At 52.8% G+C, this 17,590-nt stretch carries 24 protein-coding genes; 17 read left to right on the plus strand and 7 right to left on the minus strand.

Going from position 1 to position 17,590, the window contains the following annotated elements; translation table 11 throughout:
• Positions 1-39: 39 nt before the first annotated feature.
• Complete coding sequence (locus WG891_RS14765) at positions 40-945, plus strand: SPFH domain-containing protein (protein ID WP_337263359.1); 906 nt, start codon at positions 40-42, stop codon at positions 943-945.
• 2 nt (positions 946-947) lie between these two features.
• On the plus strand, positions 948-1,409 hold the full coding sequence (locus WG891_RS14770; protein ID WP_337263358.1) for an NfeD family protein: 462 nt from the start codon (positions 948-950) through the stop codon (positions 1,407-1,409).
• Here WG891_RS14770 and cueR read toward each other — a convergent pair.
• The 3 genes from cueR to WG891_RS14785 form a co-directional block, all read right to left on the minus strand.
• Positions 1,406-1,807: a Cu(I)-responsive transcriptional regulator gene (cueR, locus tag WG891_RS14775; protein ID WP_337263357.1), complete on the minus strand. Its 402-nt coding sequence runs from the start codon at positions 1,805-1,807 to the stop codon at positions 1,406-1,408. The genes WG891_RS14770 and cueR overlap by 4 nt on opposite strands.
• A gap of 89 nt (positions 1,808-1,896) precedes the next feature.
• Positions 1,897-2,916, minus strand: coding sequence for a phage integrase (locus tag WG891_RS14780; protein WP_337263356.1), 1,020 nt, complete (start codon positions 2,914-2,916; stop codon positions 1,897-1,899).
• A gap of 84 nt (positions 2,917-3,000) precedes the next feature.
• Positions 3,001-3,282 carry a helix-turn-helix transcriptional regulator gene (locus WG891_RS14785; protein ID WP_337263355.1) on the minus strand — a complete coding sequence of 94 codons (282 nt, stop codon included), beginning with the start codon at positions 3,280-3,282 and terminating at the stop codon, positions 3,001-3,003.
• Positions 3,283-3,389: 107 nt separating this feature from the next.
• Here WG891_RS14785 and WG891_RS14790 point away from each other — a divergent pair, with 107 nt between their 5' ends.
• Genes WG891_RS14790 through WG891_RS14805 form a run of 4 tightly spaced genes read left to right on the plus strand, consistent with a single transcriptional unit; the run spans position 3,390 to position 4,700 of the window.
• Complete coding sequence (locus tag WG891_RS14790; protein WP_337263354.1) at positions 3,390-3,812, plus strand: hypothetical protein; 423 nt, start codon at positions 3,390-3,392, stop codon at positions 3,810-3,812.
• Positions 3,809-4,021, plus strand: coding sequence for a hypothetical protein (locus WG891_RS14795; RefSeq protein ID WP_337263353.1), 213 nt, complete (start codon positions 3,809-3,811; stop codon positions 4,019-4,021). Before WG891_RS14790 ends, WG891_RS14795 begins: the two co-directional genes overlap by 4 nt.
• The gene (locus WG891_RS14800; protein ID WP_337263352.1) at positions 4,018-4,422 is read left to right on the plus strand and encodes a GPO family capsid scaffolding protein; all 405 of its coding nucleotides are present in this window, start codon (positions 4,018-4,020) and stop codon (positions 4,420-4,422) included. The genes WG891_RS14795 and WG891_RS14800 overlap by 4 nt, the downstream gene beginning before the upstream one ends.
• Complete coding sequence (locus WG891_RS14805; RefSeq protein WP_337263351.1) at positions 4,419-4,700, plus strand: hypothetical protein; 282 nt, start codon at positions 4,419-4,421, stop codon at positions 4,698-4,700. The genes WG891_RS14800 and WG891_RS14805 overlap by 4 nt, the downstream gene beginning before the upstream one ends.
• Positions 4,701-4,764: 64 nt before the next feature.
• Here the strand turns inward: WG891_RS14805 and WG891_RS14810 are convergent, their stop codons facing one another.
• On the minus strand, positions 4,765-5,385 hold the full coding sequence (locus tag WG891_RS14810) for a hypothetical protein (RefSeq protein WP_337263350.1): 621 nt from the start codon (positions 5,383-5,385) through the stop codon (positions 4,765-4,767).
• A 173-nt stretch (positions 5,386-5,558) separates the two neighbouring features.
• On the opposite strand from WG891_RS14810, the gene WG891_RS14815 reads away from it, so the two are divergent.
• The 3 genes from WG891_RS14815 (at position 5,559) to WG891_RS14825 (ending at position 6,606) form a co-directional block, all read left to right on the plus strand.
• Positions 5,559-5,705: a hypothetical protein gene (locus WG891_RS14815; RefSeq protein WP_337263349.1), complete on the plus strand. Its 147-nt coding sequence runs from the start codon at positions 5,559-5,561 to the stop codon at positions 5,703-5,705.
• Complete coding sequence (locus WG891_RS14820) at positions 5,702-5,977, plus strand: hypothetical protein (protein ID WP_337263348.1); 276 nt, start codon at positions 5,702-5,704, stop codon at positions 5,975-5,977. The genes WG891_RS14815 and WG891_RS14820 overlap by 4 nt, the downstream gene beginning before the upstream one ends.
• 83 nt (positions 5,978-6,060) lie before the next feature.
• Positions 6,061-6,606, plus strand: coding sequence for a hypothetical protein (locus WG891_RS14825; protein WP_337263347.1), 546 nt, complete (start codon positions 6,061-6,063; stop codon positions 6,604-6,606).
• Here WG891_RS14825 and WG891_RS14830 read toward each other — a convergent pair.
• A complete protein-coding gene (locus WG891_RS14830) occupies positions 6,518-6,976 on the minus strand; it encodes an ECs1072 family phage-associated protein (RefSeq protein WP_337263346.1) in 459 nt (152 codons plus the stop codon). The genes WG891_RS14825 and WG891_RS14830 overlap by 89 nt on opposite strands.
• Positions 6,977-7,152: 176 nt before the next feature.
• Here WG891_RS14830 and WG891_RS14835 point away from each other — a divergent pair, with 176 nt between their 5' ends.
• The 8 genes from WG891_RS14835 to WG891_RS14870 all read left to right on the plus strand — a co-directional run bounded on the left by WG891_RS14835 (position 7,153) and on the right by WG891_RS14870 (position 14,231).
• A complete protein-coding gene (locus WG891_RS14835) occupies positions 7,153-7,407 on the plus strand; it encodes a hypothetical protein (RefSeq protein WP_337263345.1) in 255 nt (84 codons plus the stop codon).
• Positions 7,404-8,225, plus strand: coding sequence for a Dam family site-specific DNA-(adenine-N6)-methyltransferase (locus tag WG891_RS14840; protein ID WP_337263344.1), 822 nt, complete (start codon positions 7,404-7,406; stop codon positions 8,223-8,225). Before WG891_RS14835 ends, WG891_RS14840 begins: the two co-directional genes overlap by 4 nt.
• Entirely contained in the window at positions 8,222-9,136 is a 915-nt protein-coding gene (locus WG891_RS14845) for a DNA cytosine methyltransferase (RefSeq protein ID WP_337263343.1), read from the plus strand. Before WG891_RS14840 ends, WG891_RS14845 begins: the two co-directional genes overlap by 4 nt.
• Positions 9,133-9,402, plus strand: a complete 270-nt coding sequence (locus tag WG891_RS14850; protein ID WP_337263342.1) for a DUF3850 domain-containing protein — start codon at positions 9,133-9,135, stop codon at positions 9,400-9,402. Before WG891_RS14845 ends, WG891_RS14850 begins: the two co-directional genes overlap by 4 nt.
• Entirely contained in the window at positions 9,399-10,436 is a 1,038-nt protein-coding gene (locus WG891_RS14855; RefSeq protein ID WP_443006159.1) for a phosphoadenosine phosphosulfate reductase domain-containing protein, read from the plus strand. The genes WG891_RS14850 and WG891_RS14855 overlap by 4 nt, the downstream gene beginning before the upstream one ends.
• A complete protein-coding gene (locus tag WG891_RS14860) occupies positions 10,433-12,943 on the plus strand; it encodes a replication endonuclease (protein ID WP_337263341.1) in 2,511 nt (836 codons plus the stop codon). Before WG891_RS14855 ends, WG891_RS14860 begins: the two co-directional genes overlap by 4 nt.
• Positions 12,944-13,179: 236 nt before the next feature.
• Complete coding sequence (locus tag WG891_RS14865; RefSeq protein WP_337263340.1) at positions 13,180-13,485, plus strand: ClpX C4-type zinc finger protein; 306 nt, start codon at positions 13,180-13,182, stop codon at positions 13,483-13,485.
• Between the two features lie 74 nt (positions 13,486-13,559).
• Complete coding sequence (locus tag WG891_RS14870; RefSeq protein ID WP_337263426.1) at positions 13,560-14,231, plus strand: DNA adenine methylase; 672 nt, start codon at positions 13,560-13,562, stop codon at positions 14,229-14,231.
• Between the two features lie 416 nt (positions 14,232-14,647).
• Here the strand turns inward: WG891_RS14870 and WG891_RS14875 are convergent, their stop codons facing one another.
• Together WG891_RS14875 and WG891_RS14880 are read right to left on the minus strand one after the other, a co-directional pair.
• On the minus strand, positions 14,648-15,712 hold the full coding sequence (locus WG891_RS14875; RefSeq protein WP_337263425.1) for a phage portal protein: 1,065 nt from the start codon (positions 15,710-15,712) through the stop codon (positions 14,648-14,650).
• Positions 15,713-15,750: 38 nt separating this feature from the next.
• A complete protein-coding gene (locus WG891_RS14880) occupies positions 15,751-17,472 on the minus strand; it encodes a terminase large subunit domain-containing protein (RefSeq protein WP_337263339.1) in 1,722 nt (573 codons plus the stop codon).
• Positions 17,473-17,590 lie beyond the last annotated feature (118 nt).

The raw sequence follows: 17,590 nt of genomic DNA on the forward strand, positions 1-17,590 counted from the left end.
ACGTACTATCTATTAATACGTCTGACAGGAGGTTATGCCATGTTTACCGTTATTCCCGTTGTGATCGTTGTTGCGTTGATTATCGTCTTCGCCAGCGTAAAAATTGTGCCACAGGGCTTCCAATGGACGGTGGAGCGCTTCGGCCGTTATACCAAAACGTTGATGCCCGGGCTGAGCATCGTGGTGCCATTTATGGATCGCATCGGCCGCAAGATCAATATGATGGAACAGGTGCTGGATATCCCTTCCCAAGAGATTATCTCGCGCGATAACGCCAACGTGGCCATTGATGCCGTGTGCTTTATTCAGGTGGTCGATCCGGCGCGTGCCGCCTATGAGGTCAGCAACCTGGAGCAGGCGATCGTTAACCTCACCATGACCAACTTCCGTACCGTGCTCGGCTCCATGGAGCTGGACGAAATGCTATCGCAGCGCGACAGCATCAACAGCCGTTTACTGCATATCGTCGATGAGGCCACCAATCCTTGGGGCGTCAAAATTACCCGTATTGAAATCCGCGATGTGCGCCCACCAGCCGAACTGATTGTGGCGATGAATGCGCAGATGAAGGCCGAACGTACCAAACGTGCCGATATTCTGGAAGCCGAAGGGGTGCGCCAGGCGGCGATCCTGCGTGCCGAAGGGGATAAGCAGTCGCAGATCCTGAAAGCCGAAGGGGAACGTCAATCGGCGTTCTTACAGGCAGAAGCGCGTGAACGTGCCGCCGAAGCGGAAGCAAAAGCGACGCAGTTGGTTTCTGACGCTATTGCCAGCGGCAATATTCAAGCGATCAACTACTTCGTGGCGCAAAAGTACACCGATGCGCTGCAGAAAATCGGTTCCGCCAATAACAGCAAAGTGATCATGATGCCGCTGGATGCCAGCAGTCTGTTGGGCTCCATCGGTGGCATTACCGAGTTGCTGAAAGAAAGTAAAGGCAAGTAATCATGATTGAGCAGATCGCAGCAAACCCGCAGTGGTTCTGGATCTCTCTCGGTGGGTTGCTGCTGGCCGCCGAAATGCTCGGTGCCAGCGGCTATCTGCTGTGGAGCGGCCTGTCGGCGGTGCTGGTCGGGATTGTCGTCTGGTTGCTGCCGCAGCTCAGTTGGGAGTGGCAAGGCGCCATTTTTGCCGTGCTGACCATCGCCGTGGCTTATCTGTGGTGGTACTGGCTGCGCCAGCGGCCTGCCGCAGCGACCAGCGGTTCGCAGGTGCTGAACCAGCGTAACCGCCAGTTGATTGGCACCCGCGCAACCTTGACCGAACCCATGCAAAACGGCCTGGGGCGCATCAATATTGGTGACAGCAGCTGGCGCGCGCAGGCTAACGAGGATCTGCCGGTCGGCACCGAAGTAGAAGTGGTGGCCGTTGAAGGCGTCACCTTGGTGATCCGCGCGCTTAACCGCTAATGCCGGTGACAGCAGCCTGCCAGATTGTTAATGATCGGGCAGTCTGCCCCCTCATCCCCTGGGCACTGCTCCGCCAGCGCTAATAGCCGCTGGCGCATTTGCCCCAATTCACTGATGTGTTTTTCAATCTCAGCCACTTTCTGCAGGGTGCGCGCCTTGACATCGGCACTGTGGCGCGCCGGATCGTTAAACAACGCCACCAGTTCGCGGCACTCATCAAGATTAAACCCCACCTGACGTGCCTGACGCAGCAACGTTAACTCTTCAACGTGCTTCAGATCGTAACTGCGGTAGCCATTTTCCGTGCGGATTGGGGCGGTGACTAAGCCTTTTTCTTCATAAAAACGGATCGCTTTGCTGGTTAAACCGGTTTTTTTAGCCACATCGCTGATATTCATTGAACCCCCTTGACCTTACCCTTGCTGGGAGGTTTACGGAACCCACAGCCACTTATGTGACTGTGGGAAATCAATAAATTATAACCCCATTACTCCCCAATTACCCCCTTTTGACCTTCTATCTGTGGACGCAATGTGGACACGCCCGCAAGGGGATTTAAACTTACGGCATCCGCCAGGAAGTCCGGGGAGAAATGCGCATAGGTCATGGTCTGCGAAACATCAGAATGACCAAGGATCCGCTGCAAGGTGATTATATTGCCCCCCTTTATCATAAAGTGTGTCGCAAAGGTATGGCGCAAGGCATGCGCCGCCTGACCATCCGGCAGGTTTGGCTTGGCCTCTTTTATCATCTTGCGGAAACGGCTGTAACTCACCCGGAACAATCGCCCAGACTCCCGCGTTTTGACAATATCAGCAACCTCGCAGGAAATAGGCACAACGCGCTTATCACCGTTTTTGGTGTGCGAGAACATCACATTGTTATGCACAATGTTTTCAGCTTTCAGGCCGTAAGCCTCACCCCAGCGAGCGCCGGTAGCCAAACAGAGAACGGCGATACGGTAGTAATCCCCCTTCAACTGCGCCAGAAAATGTTCAATTTCATCAGCGGTGAGGTAAGACATTTCAGAGCGCACCTCTTTTAGAGGGCTCAGTGAGGCGACGGGATTTTCCCCGTGATACTCGTCAATCTCGGCCATTGACTTAAACACGCCGCTGAGGGCGAACAGGTCATGATTAATGGTCGACGCCTTGATCCCTTCACCCAGGCGATACGCCCGGTAATTAACCAAACATCGAGAATCAATTTGGTAAAGCATGGGATCTTCCATATCACGACATATTCCATTGATAGTGCTCAGCCTTGCGTTTGCATACGGCAGGTTTCGCCCTAAAAGCATCCACCATAATTCAACAAACTCACTCATGCGGCGCTTGTCGGCTGGCCGGTTCAAGTAATCATTATTTTGATACTTGGCGATAATGCTGCGCTCATACGAATGAGCGTCGGCCTTGCGATCAAACTTTTTACGGATACGCTTTCCATTGCGGCCCCGTGGTCTAACATCCACTTCAAAGCGACCATCTTCGAGTTTCTTAATAGACATAAGATAACCCTCCGATGTACTGCACAACTTGTTCCCATAGGTATTCAACCCACAGGTAAAAAACATCTAACCAATTCTCATCTCTTAGCGGGGTGAGTCTGTTTCGTCGGGCATATATAGCGCGAGCGCCGGTGCAACTTGCCCCTTCGCTGGATCTGTTTCGTCAAACATGAACCAATCGCGGTACTTTCTAAAACGAGGATGCTTGAATAACTTCATGCCAGCCTCAAATGACATTTTGGCTTTGCCAACTTCATAGTTGTGGTAAGTAACATAATTAAGTCCAACCAATTCAGCAACTTCCTTGATTTTCATACGCTCAGACTCCCGCATAAGCTTAAGTTTTTCACTTTGAGTCATTGACATAAAACTACAGATCTCCTATTTTTACACAACAGTGAAATCAGGAAGCGACTAAGAGCCTCCTGTACCCAATTAGCCCCAATGGGGGCCAATTAAGGAACTTTATCACAATGAAAACCATCAACGAAATCGATACGCGGTACGCCAGGCAGTTCCCGGTTGATGATGCGCGCGCGGTGCGTGTGTGCCGGATGACCGCCAAGCAAGTAGCAAAATTGCGTGATATGCCAACCGATGAATTGGCAAGCCAGATCTTTGTTAGTGCAGAAGAATTCGCCTATCTCACCGGACGCACTCTCAAGTCAGTGCAGCACCTCATGGACAGAAACCAGATCCCCGTCCACCGCGAGGGCATGCCGGGTTCAAAACGTCCGAAGCGCTTCATCATGATGCAAGAATATTTGGATGCTCTGCGCCACTGCCGCGCCATCATCACCGCCGATGAGCGTTATCACATCGATCGCCTGATGCGTGATAAATCAACCTACCGCCGCAGCACCGGAAAAGGTCGCCGCTCTGGGGCGGCAGCATGAGCCAAAACGTTTACGCACTGACCAAAGTCAGCGAGCACACCAGCGTTTACCGGGGATTCAGCGTTATCAAGCTGCCGCGTAAAGCCTGCCAGCCGATCACCCGCTACCACGTTCGCCAGGGTGATCAGTCTTACGGCAAGTTCGATGCGCAAGCACAGGCAACCGGGTATATCGATCATCTGTATCAGCAGCGCGGAGGTTCAAAGTGAATAAGAAAATGTTCCTGGTTGCCACCAGTGGCAAGACCGTAGACGGCAGAGAGTTCAGCGCCGCCGATATTATGGCTATCGCCAGCAACTACAACACAGCGACTCGCACAGCGATAATTGCAGAACAGCCAAGCCTATCGTCAACGCTGGGTTTTGTTGAAAGCACAAGAGCCGAAATGGTAGGTGATAAAGCCGATTTATATGTTGAGGTGAAGGCAAGTAAAGACTTTCTCGAGTTGTCGAAACACTGGAAGGAAAACCAGTATTTAGCAATTACCATTCTGTACGGAGAAGGCCCACTTCCATCTCCTTATTTAATCGGTTTGTTTTTGACAACAACCCCGGCTTGCTTGGGTACAGATGTTATTACCACCAAAGATCTGGCGGAGTGTGTCGCATGAAAACCCTGTCCATCAACCCATTCTATGTAGCCGCGAGTGCCGTTATCGACAGGTTCAATGCACGCATGGAACACACGCAACCGAAATACGCCACAGCAGAAATGACGACAGCGGCAAACCTGCTTGAGCAAATAGCCGACGCTGCCCGTTATGCGGGTGATGACTCAGCAGCTTACCTCGGGCTAATGGCATCCAACTGGCTACTCACCGGGAAAACACCAAAACCATATGAAATGAAAGGCAGCGGTTCACTAATGCCAAGGGAAAGCGGGCATTAAAAAAGCCCTCTTTCAAAATTGCTTTGCAAAAGGGCTTTTCACGAGGATCAGGATCATGAATTTATTATTGCGGTATACCACCGGAAATAGCCGAAAAGAAACGCTCACAGCGTGTCAGTTTTGCTTTCTCTGCGGTGACTTTTTCGGTCTCCATACCCAAAGCAATATGCGCCCTGATATATGCCGGATTTCGAAAAACGCCAAGCGGTGGAGTGTCATTTTCAATAAGGCTTCCCATTTCGCTAAACAGCTCGCTGGAAGTCATGCCGTGAAAACTCAGCTTGTGAATGAGCTTTTCATATCTCAGCGCTTGCGCGCTGGCCTTTGCAGCCGCCTCACCGGGTCTGTAAGTAAATTGGTAAGCGGAAATCACAGTGACAGCCAGGCCGAGGGCAACGGCGTTGAGAACGCCAGCGGCAATGGCACTACCAAGAATAATCAGAAGGAAGGAGGAAAGGTCATTTACGCGGCGATAAAACGTCGCACTCATAGCCTCCAGATTGTAAGCGTAAAACAGACTGTGTTTTTCATCGTAAGACGGCTGCTCGTTCATGGTTTTACTCCTGTTGGCTGGAGTCGCCTCCCGCCGATTGATTGGAATCGCCGCCAGAACCCCGATCAGATTGCGGAGGGCTGGCAGGCTTGTGAACAACATGGTGCGGAACAAGATCCCCACGGTCGCCATGCGTACCTTGGAAAGTCTCTTCTCTGTCGGTCATACGACCTCCTTGTGTGTGAGTGGTTATTGCGTCTGTCTCTCCTGCTACGGAATAAAGCAGACGCAAGAACAGTAGCACAAAAAACCACGCGCCGGGCGTGGCTAAAAACCCCGGCAAAAATTAATCAGATGGGGTGCTAATGATCAATTTCATCAAAACACTATCACCCGACGCCACCGCGCACTTGATTGTTATCGCGATCATCGCCGTGCTGTCAGTGGTGCTTGTCGTGAGTGATTACCGCAGCCGCCGTGAGGCAAAACGTAACAGCGAGGATCAGCAATGAAACAGGCTTACAGCGTTCTTATCAACGATCTGTTGCAGCAGTACCACTTCAAGGCCGAGAACATGCGCGCGGCGTCAGCCGTTGCCGATGTGGTTCGCGAGTACTCGCAGAACGATTACGCCTTCCGCTTGAGCATTGGCCTCGAAGGGTTGCTGACTACCGCCGAAGCCGCTGGCGATACCGAGTCAGCCACCGCACTGGCGGAGATCGTCAGCAAGTGCAATGCCGGTGATATTCCGCAGCCATTCTGCGCGGATCAGTTTGCAGCCTAGGCCGGTTTGCCCGGTCCTATTTGAGAGCGAATCTGTTTATCAAGGTGCGCTCTCCAATAGGTAAACCAAAATCAGGGGGTATCATGAATAAGAATATGTTTGTTTGCTTGAAGAAAGCAGGCTGTACAAATTGCGGCAACTGTTTAACCGTGACTGAATCAATGCACATTAAAAATGTCACAACGGTAATTTATGAAGGAACGGAATTTTTCAGAAGGGGATATTTTAAGAATGGCACTCATGAGGGATTTGTATTCTACGGCGTATCAAGAAAAAACGGCCCATCAAGTGAAATGGATGAAGGCGCAGTGCTAGCACTCATTAATGCGAATAGGCCACAAGAGGCTGCGGCGCCGAGTGCTGGAAAAGATATCGATAAACCTTTTATTCACCGCGGAAGCTTAAGCGATGAGAAACTCATCGAATGGCTGCACATGGTTGTTTACAAATTAGAAAGCATGAGATCCACAAAAAAACGAATTGCAGATCTCAAAGAAGATGTGGAGCTATCTCAAACAACTCTTAAAAAGAGTAAGGAGTTTATTGCAGGAGCAATTTATCCCAAAGCTCAGGATTCCACTCATCATCAACATAATCTAGATGCTGCTCCGCATAGTAACGAGGATTGAATTTATTGAAGTTATAAGAGTATGCCTCCATAAGCGAATCAAGCAGGGAGTCGGGTATTGAAACTGATTTAATATCAGTCCATAAAATAGTAAGTGCATCACGCAAGGAAGCGTTTTTTGCATCATTAAGCGGAATATTCTTCTTATTGATGAGATAGGATGTCAGCGCATTTTTACCAGATAATATTAATCGAAGGGGATCGTTGTCCTGCTTGTATTTAAACAGGAGCATGTCTAGGCGAAAGATGATAAGTGCACGATGAGAAAAATAGTTAATGGCATTATCACTTACACCGATTTTGTGTGATTTAGGTATTCCATCAAATGTTTTTCTAAAAAGATTGAGGTACTGAGTTTTAGATATTTCCATTTTACTAACTCCTTTTGTGGTTGGTAGTTGTTCCGCCTGCGTCCTTTCAAGAGTGGACAGCCACAGGCGAAACAACGTTACCACAAGACCATGCGCCGGGCATGGGTAAAACCCGGCATTTATTTCAGAAGCCGCTTATAAGTCGCTTCTGAAATAAAAAAGTATCCACTAAAAAAATGGTGCGCATTGTCGCACCGGGCTTCGCTCATCCTGAATTTAACGAGGGCTATATGACCACGCCGGAAATAAACACCGAACTGGTGCAAATGCTAACCGATGCCCGCCTATCAGCGCGGCTTCAGTTGTTAGATGCGCTTGAATCAAAACTCGACACATTGAAAGCCAATCACGCCAACGCCGATCAGATCATTACCACCCTGAAAGCTTGGGCGTCCACTCGTCAGTTAACCGTCATTAAGGGGGATGCATGATCCGCCCCGCCCTGAAATGGCTTGGCAGCAAAGCCAGCATCATCGACACACTTCGCCCGCACCTGCCGGAAGGTAAACGCCTGGTTGAGCCGTTCACCGGCTCCGGCGCGGTATTCCTCAATACCGATTACGACAGCTACCTGTTGACCGATATCAACAGCGATCTGATCAACTTCCATAATGCGGTTAAAAACCTGCCTGACGCGCTGATCCGGGAAACGCGTAACCTGTTCAACGAGTACGCAGACGAGGCCGGTTATTATGCCGTGCGGGCTGATTTTAACCTGCGCTGCGACAGTAATTTTTTGTACCGTGCTGCGCAGTTCCTCTACCTGAATCGCCACTGCTTTAATGGTGTTTGCCGCTATAACCTGAGCGGTGAATTCAATGTGCCATTCGGTCACCGAAAAGCCCCCTACTTTCCCGAAGCGGAAATCCACGCCTTTTCGGAGAAGGCACAGGCCAAGAAAGCTATTTTCCTGTGCTGCACATTCCAAGAGTCGATCAGGATGGCGCAGGCCGGTGACGTGATTTATTGCGATCCACCCTACATCCCTGCATCAGCAACAGCCAACTTCACCGGCTACCACACCGACGGATTCACCAGCGACCAACAGCGAAAGTTGGCCTGCATGCTGCGCATTGCCGCCCGCCGTGGGCGCCACGTTGTGGCATCAAACAGCGAAACCGCCGCCGCGCTGGATCTGTACTCAGATTTCAGCATTACCGCCATCACCGCACGCCGCAGCGTTAGCGCCAGCGCAACCAGCCGGGAACGCGTCGGCGAGATCATCGCAAGCATGAGGGCATCAGCATGAATGTTATTGATCTGTTTTCTGGCTTTGGTGGTTCATCCACTGGCGCGCGCATGGCTGGCGCCAGGGTTCTATGGGCGGGTAATCACTGGCAAGCCGCTGTTGATATACATGCATTAAACCATCCTGATTCAATCCATGTTTGCCAAGACTTGCATCAGGCTGACTGGTCGCAAGTACCAGCGCACGATCTGATGATGGCTTCACCGTGCTGCCAAGGGCACAGCAAAGCTCGCGGCAAGAAATCCGGCAACCCGCAACATGACGCCAGCCGATCAACAGCATGGGCGGTTGTCTCGGCGGCTGAATTCCATGCGCCACAGGCGATCATCGTTGAGAACGTGCCAGAGTTTCTGCAATGGGCTTTATACCCAGCATGGGAAGCAGCTATGCAGGCGCTGGGCTATTCACTCGCCCCTCACATTGTTGAATGTGCCGATCTCGGCGTTCCCCAAAACCGCATACGCATGTTCATTGTTTGCACCCGCAGTCATTCGCCGCTTTACCTGACGCTACCAAAGCAGACACATAAACCGGCTGATTCATTTATCGATTTCACAGCAGGGAAATGGCAACCCATTGACAAGCCAGGGCGCGCAGCCAGCACACTGGAACGTGTCAGAAATGGCCGCCAACAGTTTGGCGATCGCTTCCTGTTTAGCTACTACGGAAACACCAAGACAGGCCGATCACTCTCTCGCCCTATCGGCACGATCACCACCCGCGACAGGTGGGCCATTGTCGATGGCGACCGCATGCGCATGCTGATAGCAGACGAAAATATGCAGGCAATGACCTTCCCGAGTGACTACATCCGCCCATCATCAAACCGGCTAACAACCCACATGGCAGGCAACGCCGTGCCGCCAAAGGCCATGTGCGAAATCATTAAGGCAGTGAGGGCGTCAGCATGAAAACCCATCACCTAAAGATCCAGCCTGAGTATTTTGCAGCGGTAGTAAGTGGAGATAAGAAGGCAGAAATCCGCATCAATGACCGTGACTACGAGGTAGGCGACATGCTTCGCCTTAATGAATACGGCCAGCGTCCAGCACTCAATGGATTGATGGGTTTTTCTGGGGAATTTATCTGGGCGCGTGTAACCCACATCACCGACCTAAGTAAGTGGTTACCAGGTTACGTGATGCTGAGTATTGAGAGAGGGCCATTCAAATCATGAAAGCCATCACCTACCCATCAGGGATCGCGTTTGTCGATCCCCGCACAAGCGCTACCGATACAATCAATGTGATCTCAATTTCCGGCGGTAAAGATAGCCTGGCGCAGTGGTTGTTAGCCCTTGATGCGGGTGTGAATGTTGTTCCGGTATTTGCGGATACCGGCCACGAACACCCGATCACAATGGAATACCTGGATTACCTTGAAAACAATCTGGGCCAGATTTGCCGCGTAAAGGCCGACTTTAGCGATCGCATTGAAGGTAAGCGCCGCTTTATTGCCGAACACTGGCCCGTATCACTGGTCACTGAGTGCGGGCTTACCGATGAGCAAGCACAAGAAACAATTGCTTTGGCGCTTGAATGCCTTCACCCAACGGGCGTTCCATTCCTTGATCTGTGCATGTGGAAAGGCCGTTTCCCCTCAACAATGGCCCGTTTCTGCACCTTCGAACTGAAGCACATCCCGATCCGCGATCAGTTGGTTATGCCGTTGCTGGATGAGTATGACGAGGTGATTAGCTGGCAAGGGGTGCGCGCTGAAGAGTCACCGCAGCGCGCAGGTTTACCAATGTGGGAAACTGACGCAGATAAAACCCCAGGGTTAAACATTTACCGCCCTATTCTGGATTGGAAGCACGCCGATGTTTTTGCTATTGCGAGGCATCATGGCATCAAACCAAACCCGCTCTACCTGCAAGGCTGTAGCCGTGTCGGCTGCATGCCATGCATTCACGCCCGCAAGTCAGAACTGGCCGAAATATTCACCCGCTGGCCCGAAGAGATCGCACGCGTCGCCTGCTGGGAAAAACTGGTCGCTGCCTGCTCACGCCGTCAAAACAGCACCTTCTTTCCTGCCACTCAGGATCCGAAGAAAGCAGAACGCCGCATTGAGTGCATTACCGTTGAATCACATGGCATTGAAACCTATCGCGATTGGGCCTTGACCACTAGGGGGGGGCAACAGTTCGATTTACTGGCCGCAATGAACGATCACACCTCTTGCAGCAGTGTTTATGCGGGAGTATGTGAGTGAAAAAAGACACACGGGGCCGCCGCGCCCCGACCGATCCCTTACCCTATCCGGGCATTGTTACCGACAATGTCCGGTATCAGTACGACTGGAACAAACCAAAAACCGCCATATTCGTTGATAAAACTCCTGCTGTTGATCTCGTTGAACTGGGTCAAGAGCAAGAGTTTTTAGGTCAGGTTACTACCGCGCTCCAGCCATTCCCGCGCTTTATCCGCCAGCGCCTTGCGTCACGCATCGACAGTATTCACAACATGAAGGGGCGACACATCGCCCGCTTAGCGCTGCGCGATGTCATCCGGCGCGATCTACCGGTCATCAACATGGTGACAGAGCAATACGGCATCCAGCAGGATAGCGGCAGGCCAGCAGGATCCTACACCGACGCATTCCGGCACCTTAATCCGCTCTATCACACCTTTGCTACCCTGAACGGTCTGATCAAACGATTCAATCATTTGCCTGACTTCTCACGCGAAGATATTGAGCTGCTGGCGCAGGATATTGCCATTTACATGACAGCAACCTTGAGCGAAGTGAACGAGGTTTTTGCGTCAGAAAGCGACCTTCATTTACCGTTCTACCTCTACCAAGAAGCGGCAAACGTTACTGAGCTGTTTCGTCAGTCACCGGCACTACCCAGCCGCAAGGCAGCGCCTGGGGATGCTGACGCATCGGCAATCAGTAAGATGCTGGATCCGCGTTTTTGGGTGCGCACCTTGCGCAAGTATGCCGCCCGCTGGCGTGAACATCTACACATTGCCTTCGGTGATGTGAAGCGCGGCGCGGCACCGTATTGCAGCAAACACCATGTTGACGAATGGGAAGCACGCCGCAAGCGCAGCCGCGCAATAATGAGCCGCCTTGAGCTGGAAGATAAAGAAACCAAAGAGCGCATTTCGTTGGTAGAGCAGATTGATAAAAGTATTTCCAACCCGGTAAAGCGCCGAGTTGAGCTTATGACGCGCATTGGCGGTTTTGAAAAAGTGGCAAATAGTGAGGGGTTCACAGGTAGTTTCTTTACGCTGACAGCCCCGTCGAAATACCACGCTTACACCATGTTCGGCCACCGTAACGCAAAATGGAGCGGGGCCAGCCCGCGCAAAACTCAGCGCTACCTCACCCGCCTGTGGCAACAAATCCGCGCCGAACTGGCCCGCCGTGAAATTCCCGTATTTGGCCTGCGCGTTGCCGAATCGCATCACGATGGCACGCCGCATTGGCATGGCTTGCTGTTTACCGCACCAGAACACAGCAACACCCTGGCCGCAGTGATGGAAGAATACGCCACGCGTGAAGATGCCGAAGAATTGCAAGGCAAGCATGGCAGCCGGCCACGTTTCGAGATGAAGCCGATCGACGCATCAGTCGGTAGCGCCACAGGCTACGTCGTAAAATATGTCTCAAAAAACATCGACGGTTACGCATTAGATAACGAAGTAGACGACGAAAGCGGCAAGCCGCTAAAGGAAACCGCCAAACACGCCACCGCGTGGGCCTCATGCTGGGGCATCAGACAGTTTCAATTCCTCGGTGGCGCGCCGGTATCAGTCTGGCGTGAACTGCGCAGAATGGGCGATCAGGAACTGGCAGACAAAGTAAATCCCCTGTTTGCCGAGATCCACCGCGCCGCCGATCAAGGGTGGTGGGATGAATACGTACAGTTGCAGGGCGGCCCGTTTGTTAGCCGCGCCGCCCTGCACGTTCGCACCTACTACAAGCAGGAAGATGAGCCAAACGCCTACGGTGAATACCTGCCGACAATCAAAGGCGTATACATGCCAGGCATGGCGCTGCCGCCAGTTGAAACCCGCCTTCGCAGTTACCGAATAGTGAAGATGAACGCCAAGCCAGACGACGCAGGCCAGGCCGTTGACCTTGACGTTGGTTTTGATTTTGACCTGCCGGGCGCGCCCGCGCCCTCTAGGACTCGTGTCAATAACTGTACCGAGGCCAAAAAACAGACAAAACCGGGCGGAGATCAACCACCGGACGATCAGGAATATCTGTATCAGCTCGAGCCGGAGCAGTTGGCTTTCGGGCAGCCAACCAGGGCGCAGCGAAACCGACTGCAAACCAGCCTGCACAGTGAGCCACCGCAGCGGCGTAAATCGCCCGCTGATGATTTCGAATTGCTGGCGCAGGTCATTGTCAGTGGCGAATGTTCGGATTATGACCGTAGCCGCGCCGACAGTTACCTCCGCGCCGCGAGCGCAATCAGGCAGGCAGAGCAACCGGTAACCGCCGGTGTTTCTGCACTGGCCGAACAGATCCAGCGCTGGGCAGAAATCCGCAAAGTACCACTGAGCAAGCCGCAGGCGGTACAGCTTGCGCAGGGCAATGAAGTGACGGTGCTTGATAACGTGTACCGCGCCAACCTCAACACCGGCGAGATCATTCCATGCGGCATCTTTGAGCCGTGGCGCAAGTCAATATCGCGTAAAGAAACCAGCAGCCTGATCGAAAGATGGAAAAACGCAGCACAGCAAAAGGCAAGTTGTCAGCACTAACTATGCTGGCCGGTACACACAGCCGCATACATCTGTGTCAGCTGCTGGGTACCGCATAGACAGTAATGGCTGTTGTGGCCATGACATCGAGCACAGGCGAGAACGTCTGTGCTACCAGGCAAAGACGGCGGCGTCTATGTGGTACCGCCACACAAAACAAAGGGGATCACTCAATGCCATACGTACCACCACTAAAAAAAATACCTGAGAATCCGCGCCACAGCAGAAGCAGGCGCATGAAGAAATTGGCGGCGATCACCAGTCGCTTACAAAGCATCATGCTAAACGAGAACATTACACCCAATGAATTGGTGGGTTGCGCGCGCGTCGTGCGCAGAAGTCATCAAGATTTTGAAGGAATGAGCAGCCCACCTAAGGAGCCTCGGCAGATATCAGAAGCAAATACCAATGAGCAATTACAGTGCGGTTTTTGCGGCAAGTTTCAGCACGAAGTGAGGCTGTTGATTTTAGGGCAGGGACGTACATGCATCTGCAACGAATGCGTAGAAGTGTGCGACGACGTGATGTGCACCCGTGGCTAATCACCACTTTGCTGCGGCAAGGCCATTTTTATCTGTGCTGCAGCAAAGTTATTTTTAACTATGGAGGCCTGCAAATGGGGTATTTGGGAAGTAAAGCCGCAAGCGGCGCATATCAAGCGATCATCAGCCAGATGCCACCGCATGATACATACATTGAAACGCACCTGGGCGGCGGTGCCATTATGCTGAAAAAGCCGCCAGCACCCCTCAATATCGGGATCGACATAGATTACGACGCCCTGATAGATTTTGCATTTACCCATAACTTACCGCACGTGAGTTTAGTAAACACAGATGCAGTTGATTATTTGGATTTTTTTGATTTTTCCAGAGCTGGCAGAGTACTAATTTACGCGGATCCGCCGTATCTGGCATCAACTCGCACCAGTAACGCGCGCTATCGCCATGAATACACCGACGACGATCACCGCAAACTGATTGCCAAGCTGCGCAACGTGCCAGCCAATGTAATGATCTCCGGCTATCCATCTGCACTTTATGACGACCTGTTAAGCGACTGGCGCTCTATACAGTTTCAAGTTATGACGCGCGGCGGGCCGCGCACCGAACAATTGTGGATGAACTTTCCAGAACAGGCCGCTTACAGTGCCGCCTATGCGGGAACGGACTACATCGATCGCCAGCGCATCAAGCGCAAAGCTGAGCGCTGGGCTGCAAAGTACCGGGAATTGCCACCAGGTGAACAGCTTGCAATCCTCACGGAAATGCTCAAAGGGAATAGCTGAAGCCATGCGAAACGCCAGTCATTTTTACCGCAGCAATAGCGCTGAAAATAGCCGCATAAATCTGCATAGGATTGCACAATTTTTTTGACAGTAATCAGGCCGTCCGGGGCCAGAACTGGCGCGGCTTTGGGTAGGTTGCAACAGTGCATAGAAATCGACACTTTTCACGTGCGGGCGTGGAGGGGAGCAGAGCGCGCGCTTTGGGTCATGGGAGGGGTCGGCGCTGGCGCACCAAAGGGGGCACCTATACGGGCCAAGGTGAGGCGGCATTCTGACGAGTCACGACGCGGGTTGAGGTTAGGGAACGCCTCGCTATGAGGCGCTCAGGCGCTTAGGTTGGGGGTGGGGTAAAACCGAGAAAAGCCAGAGCCCGCGCGGGTTGCGGGCGAGGTGATGAGTAAAATATTTGAATGACTTTAGGTGCGTGGTGGCATTCCGCCAGCCGCTTCGATCAGGGCATAGGGATCGAAGCGGAACACATCAACCCCGATCCATTCATTAAGCCCTTTCAAGCGTGACATCAGCGGTGCCAATTCGTTGATGGCGAATACCTTCGCGGCTTTCTCAACGTCACCGAAACCGCCGTTGGTATTCGGCATGATACCCATCAGCACCGGCGGCACGCGGTGCGCAGCCAGCAGGTCATCACGCGTGACATTCTTGATGCCGCTGAATTCATCTTTCGCCGTGATCTCACTGAACGGCATGATTTGCAGGCCGTCTTTCTTGCCACCTGCAGCATAGACAAACACGTTTTTAAATGCCCCCTTGCCGCGCGCATCCGTCAGCGTGCGCTTGAGTGCGTCAACGTCACTCTGATTCTGGATGGCATCGGACAGGTAGACGATCACCCCGGCATGGCTTCCGTTGATGTAATACTTTCGGCGAAACAACGTGGCATCTTCATTGAGCAGCGCCGACTGTATCGCGGCCATGTAGGACGGCAGGCCGTAAATCTCCTGGTTGATATCAGGCTCAAGCAGATGAAACACCGAACCAGGCGCGAACGCGTGATCGGGTTTCGAGTAGGTCACCAGGAAATACTGATCGAGATCCACCCCTCGGCGCGTGTACTTGGCCGGGACGTGTCGCAGCTCCAGCGGGCGACCAAGGCGATTATTGACCAGCTCAAGATAGCTATTGCCGAACACCAGTTGATCAAGGATGAACGCTTCTGCCGCCTGGCGTTTCAGCATCGGGTGAGGCTGGAAGCAGCTCATGATCACATTGCGCTTGAACATGATGGCCGACTCATGATGAACAGCCGCGCGCAAGGTACGTGCAAGGCCGTAGAAACTGATCGGTGTCTCGTACCATATCCCGTTATTCGCGCATTCCATACAATCCAGTAGGTCACGCTGACTCAGTACCGGGCTAGGGTCGCCAAAGGTGAATGACTGGATATCACCAATCGGCTGCGGCACGGTAACTGCCGCTTCCGTAAAGGGATCAAGGGTTACTTCGCGGGCATGGTTTTGCATGCCGCGCGGTTTATTCCTATTGCGGTTTCGGCTCACGTTTAAAACTCCGTTACAAAGCTGTTGCCGGTGCCGCCGGACTCGGTGCCGATAGGCTCGTTATGTAGTGCATGCATGATGGCCCACGCCACGTCGCCGTGACTGGCTCCCTTTGTCCTGTCTGACGCGTAGGTCACCATGCCGCCAGGGGTAACCTTTTTGCGGATAGTGCGAAATGATCGGGCAACAACGTGCAGGCCAGCGTCATACTCAAACCGCCCGCGCCGGATAACCATCTGCGCCTTGAGTACCAGGGCCGCTTTCACCGATGGTGAATACTCAAACATGACCGCCGCCGGGTAGAATCCTTTCACGATCTGGTACACCGCTTTACCGATGCCAGTGCCATCAATACCGATGAACTGGACGTTATAGCGTTTGGTCATTTTGCGGATCTCATCAGCCTGCTTTTCAAACGGCATGCCGCGCAATTGCAGCGCTTCAAGCACGCGGAATTTACCACCCGGCACCATTGGGGGGGCCAGAACGGCCAGCCCGGCACTGTCGCCGCCTTCGCCGTCGCCGTTGGGGTCATAACCCAACCAGACACCACGATCGCCAAAAGGCCGCGCCGCGTAAGGCTTCCAGTCTTTCCACGCCGCCGGGTTACCGGGATCCCAGGCATCAACGCCGCAGCGGATCAGCTCGTCATAACCAAAGGGCCGCTGATCGCCGGAGACGAATTCGCACATGTACAGGTTGTCGAAATCCTCAGCGCTGTTCTCCTGCATGATTTCGTCAAGATTGACCAGGTTGAAACCGCCGTCCAGTGCGTCGCGAATGGTGACAATTTGACGCCATTGACCATCCGCACAGATCTTGCCGCCTTTCAACGCTTTGTGACTGACGTCGATCTCGGCACGGTCAACTTTTTTCTTCGACGATTGCAGGGTTGCGCCTGTCCAGAAGCCATACGCTTCGTGCTCCTCGGTGGAAGGCGTGGAAAAGTAAGTACGGCGCCACTGCGAATGTGTCGCCATGGCCGCAGCCACTTTGCGCAGCTCAATAAAGTTACTCGTCCAGAAATATTCATCAAAAATCAGGTTGCCGCTGTATGACTGCGCCGATGCTGCCGATGTGCCGAGGAAATAGAGCGTTGCGCCGTTCGACAGCACCATCGGATCGCCCTTCAGCTCGATACCGATCTCACGTGCAAACGCAATGATATAGCGCCGAAACTGGTGTGCCTGCGCCCGGCTGGCTGACAGGAATATTTGGTTTCTGCCGGTTTCCAGCGCATCGATCAGTGCTTCGCGGGCAAAGTACCAGGTAGCACCAATCTGGCGTGATTTCAGGATATTGCGGTTACGCTTGTTACCGTATTTGTACCAGCGGCGCTGATGCTCATACAGGCTGTTGAAAAACCGGGTACGCAGCTCCGCGATCTGCTCATCTGTAAAGTGGTTTTTGGGTGCCTTTTTCTTCTCGGCCTGCTTGTCCTCCTGCACACGCCGTTCGAAGCGCGACAGTTGCCGCCCCAACAGGTCAATCTCTTTGAAATCCCGCCCGCTCTTAACCTCTTTGCTGATCAACATCTGATAGCGCGCCTCGGTGGTACTCCGGGCACGATCAAGGGGCGCGACTTCATCCCAGGCATCACGCCTGCGCCATGAGTACAGCGTCGGCGGCTTAACGCCGGTCAACTCTGCGATATAGGGGATTGAATACCCAGACCAATACAGGGTTTGCGCCTGTCGGCGGGGATCGGCAACGTTCGTTTTCATGCGCTCAGACTATCGCGCGCGGGTGGCGAGGAGATATTGCGTTGAATTGTACCGGGAGCCCTACAACCGCAAGGAATTGAGAGGGATAGATTCAGGGGTAATGATAAAGCCCTGACTG

Origin of the sequence: Serratia sp. MMO-28 (assembly GCF_037199905.1) — a bacterium.
GTDB lineage: Bacteria > Pseudomonadota > Gammaproteobacteria > Enterobacterales > Enterobacteriaceae > Chania > Chania oryzae.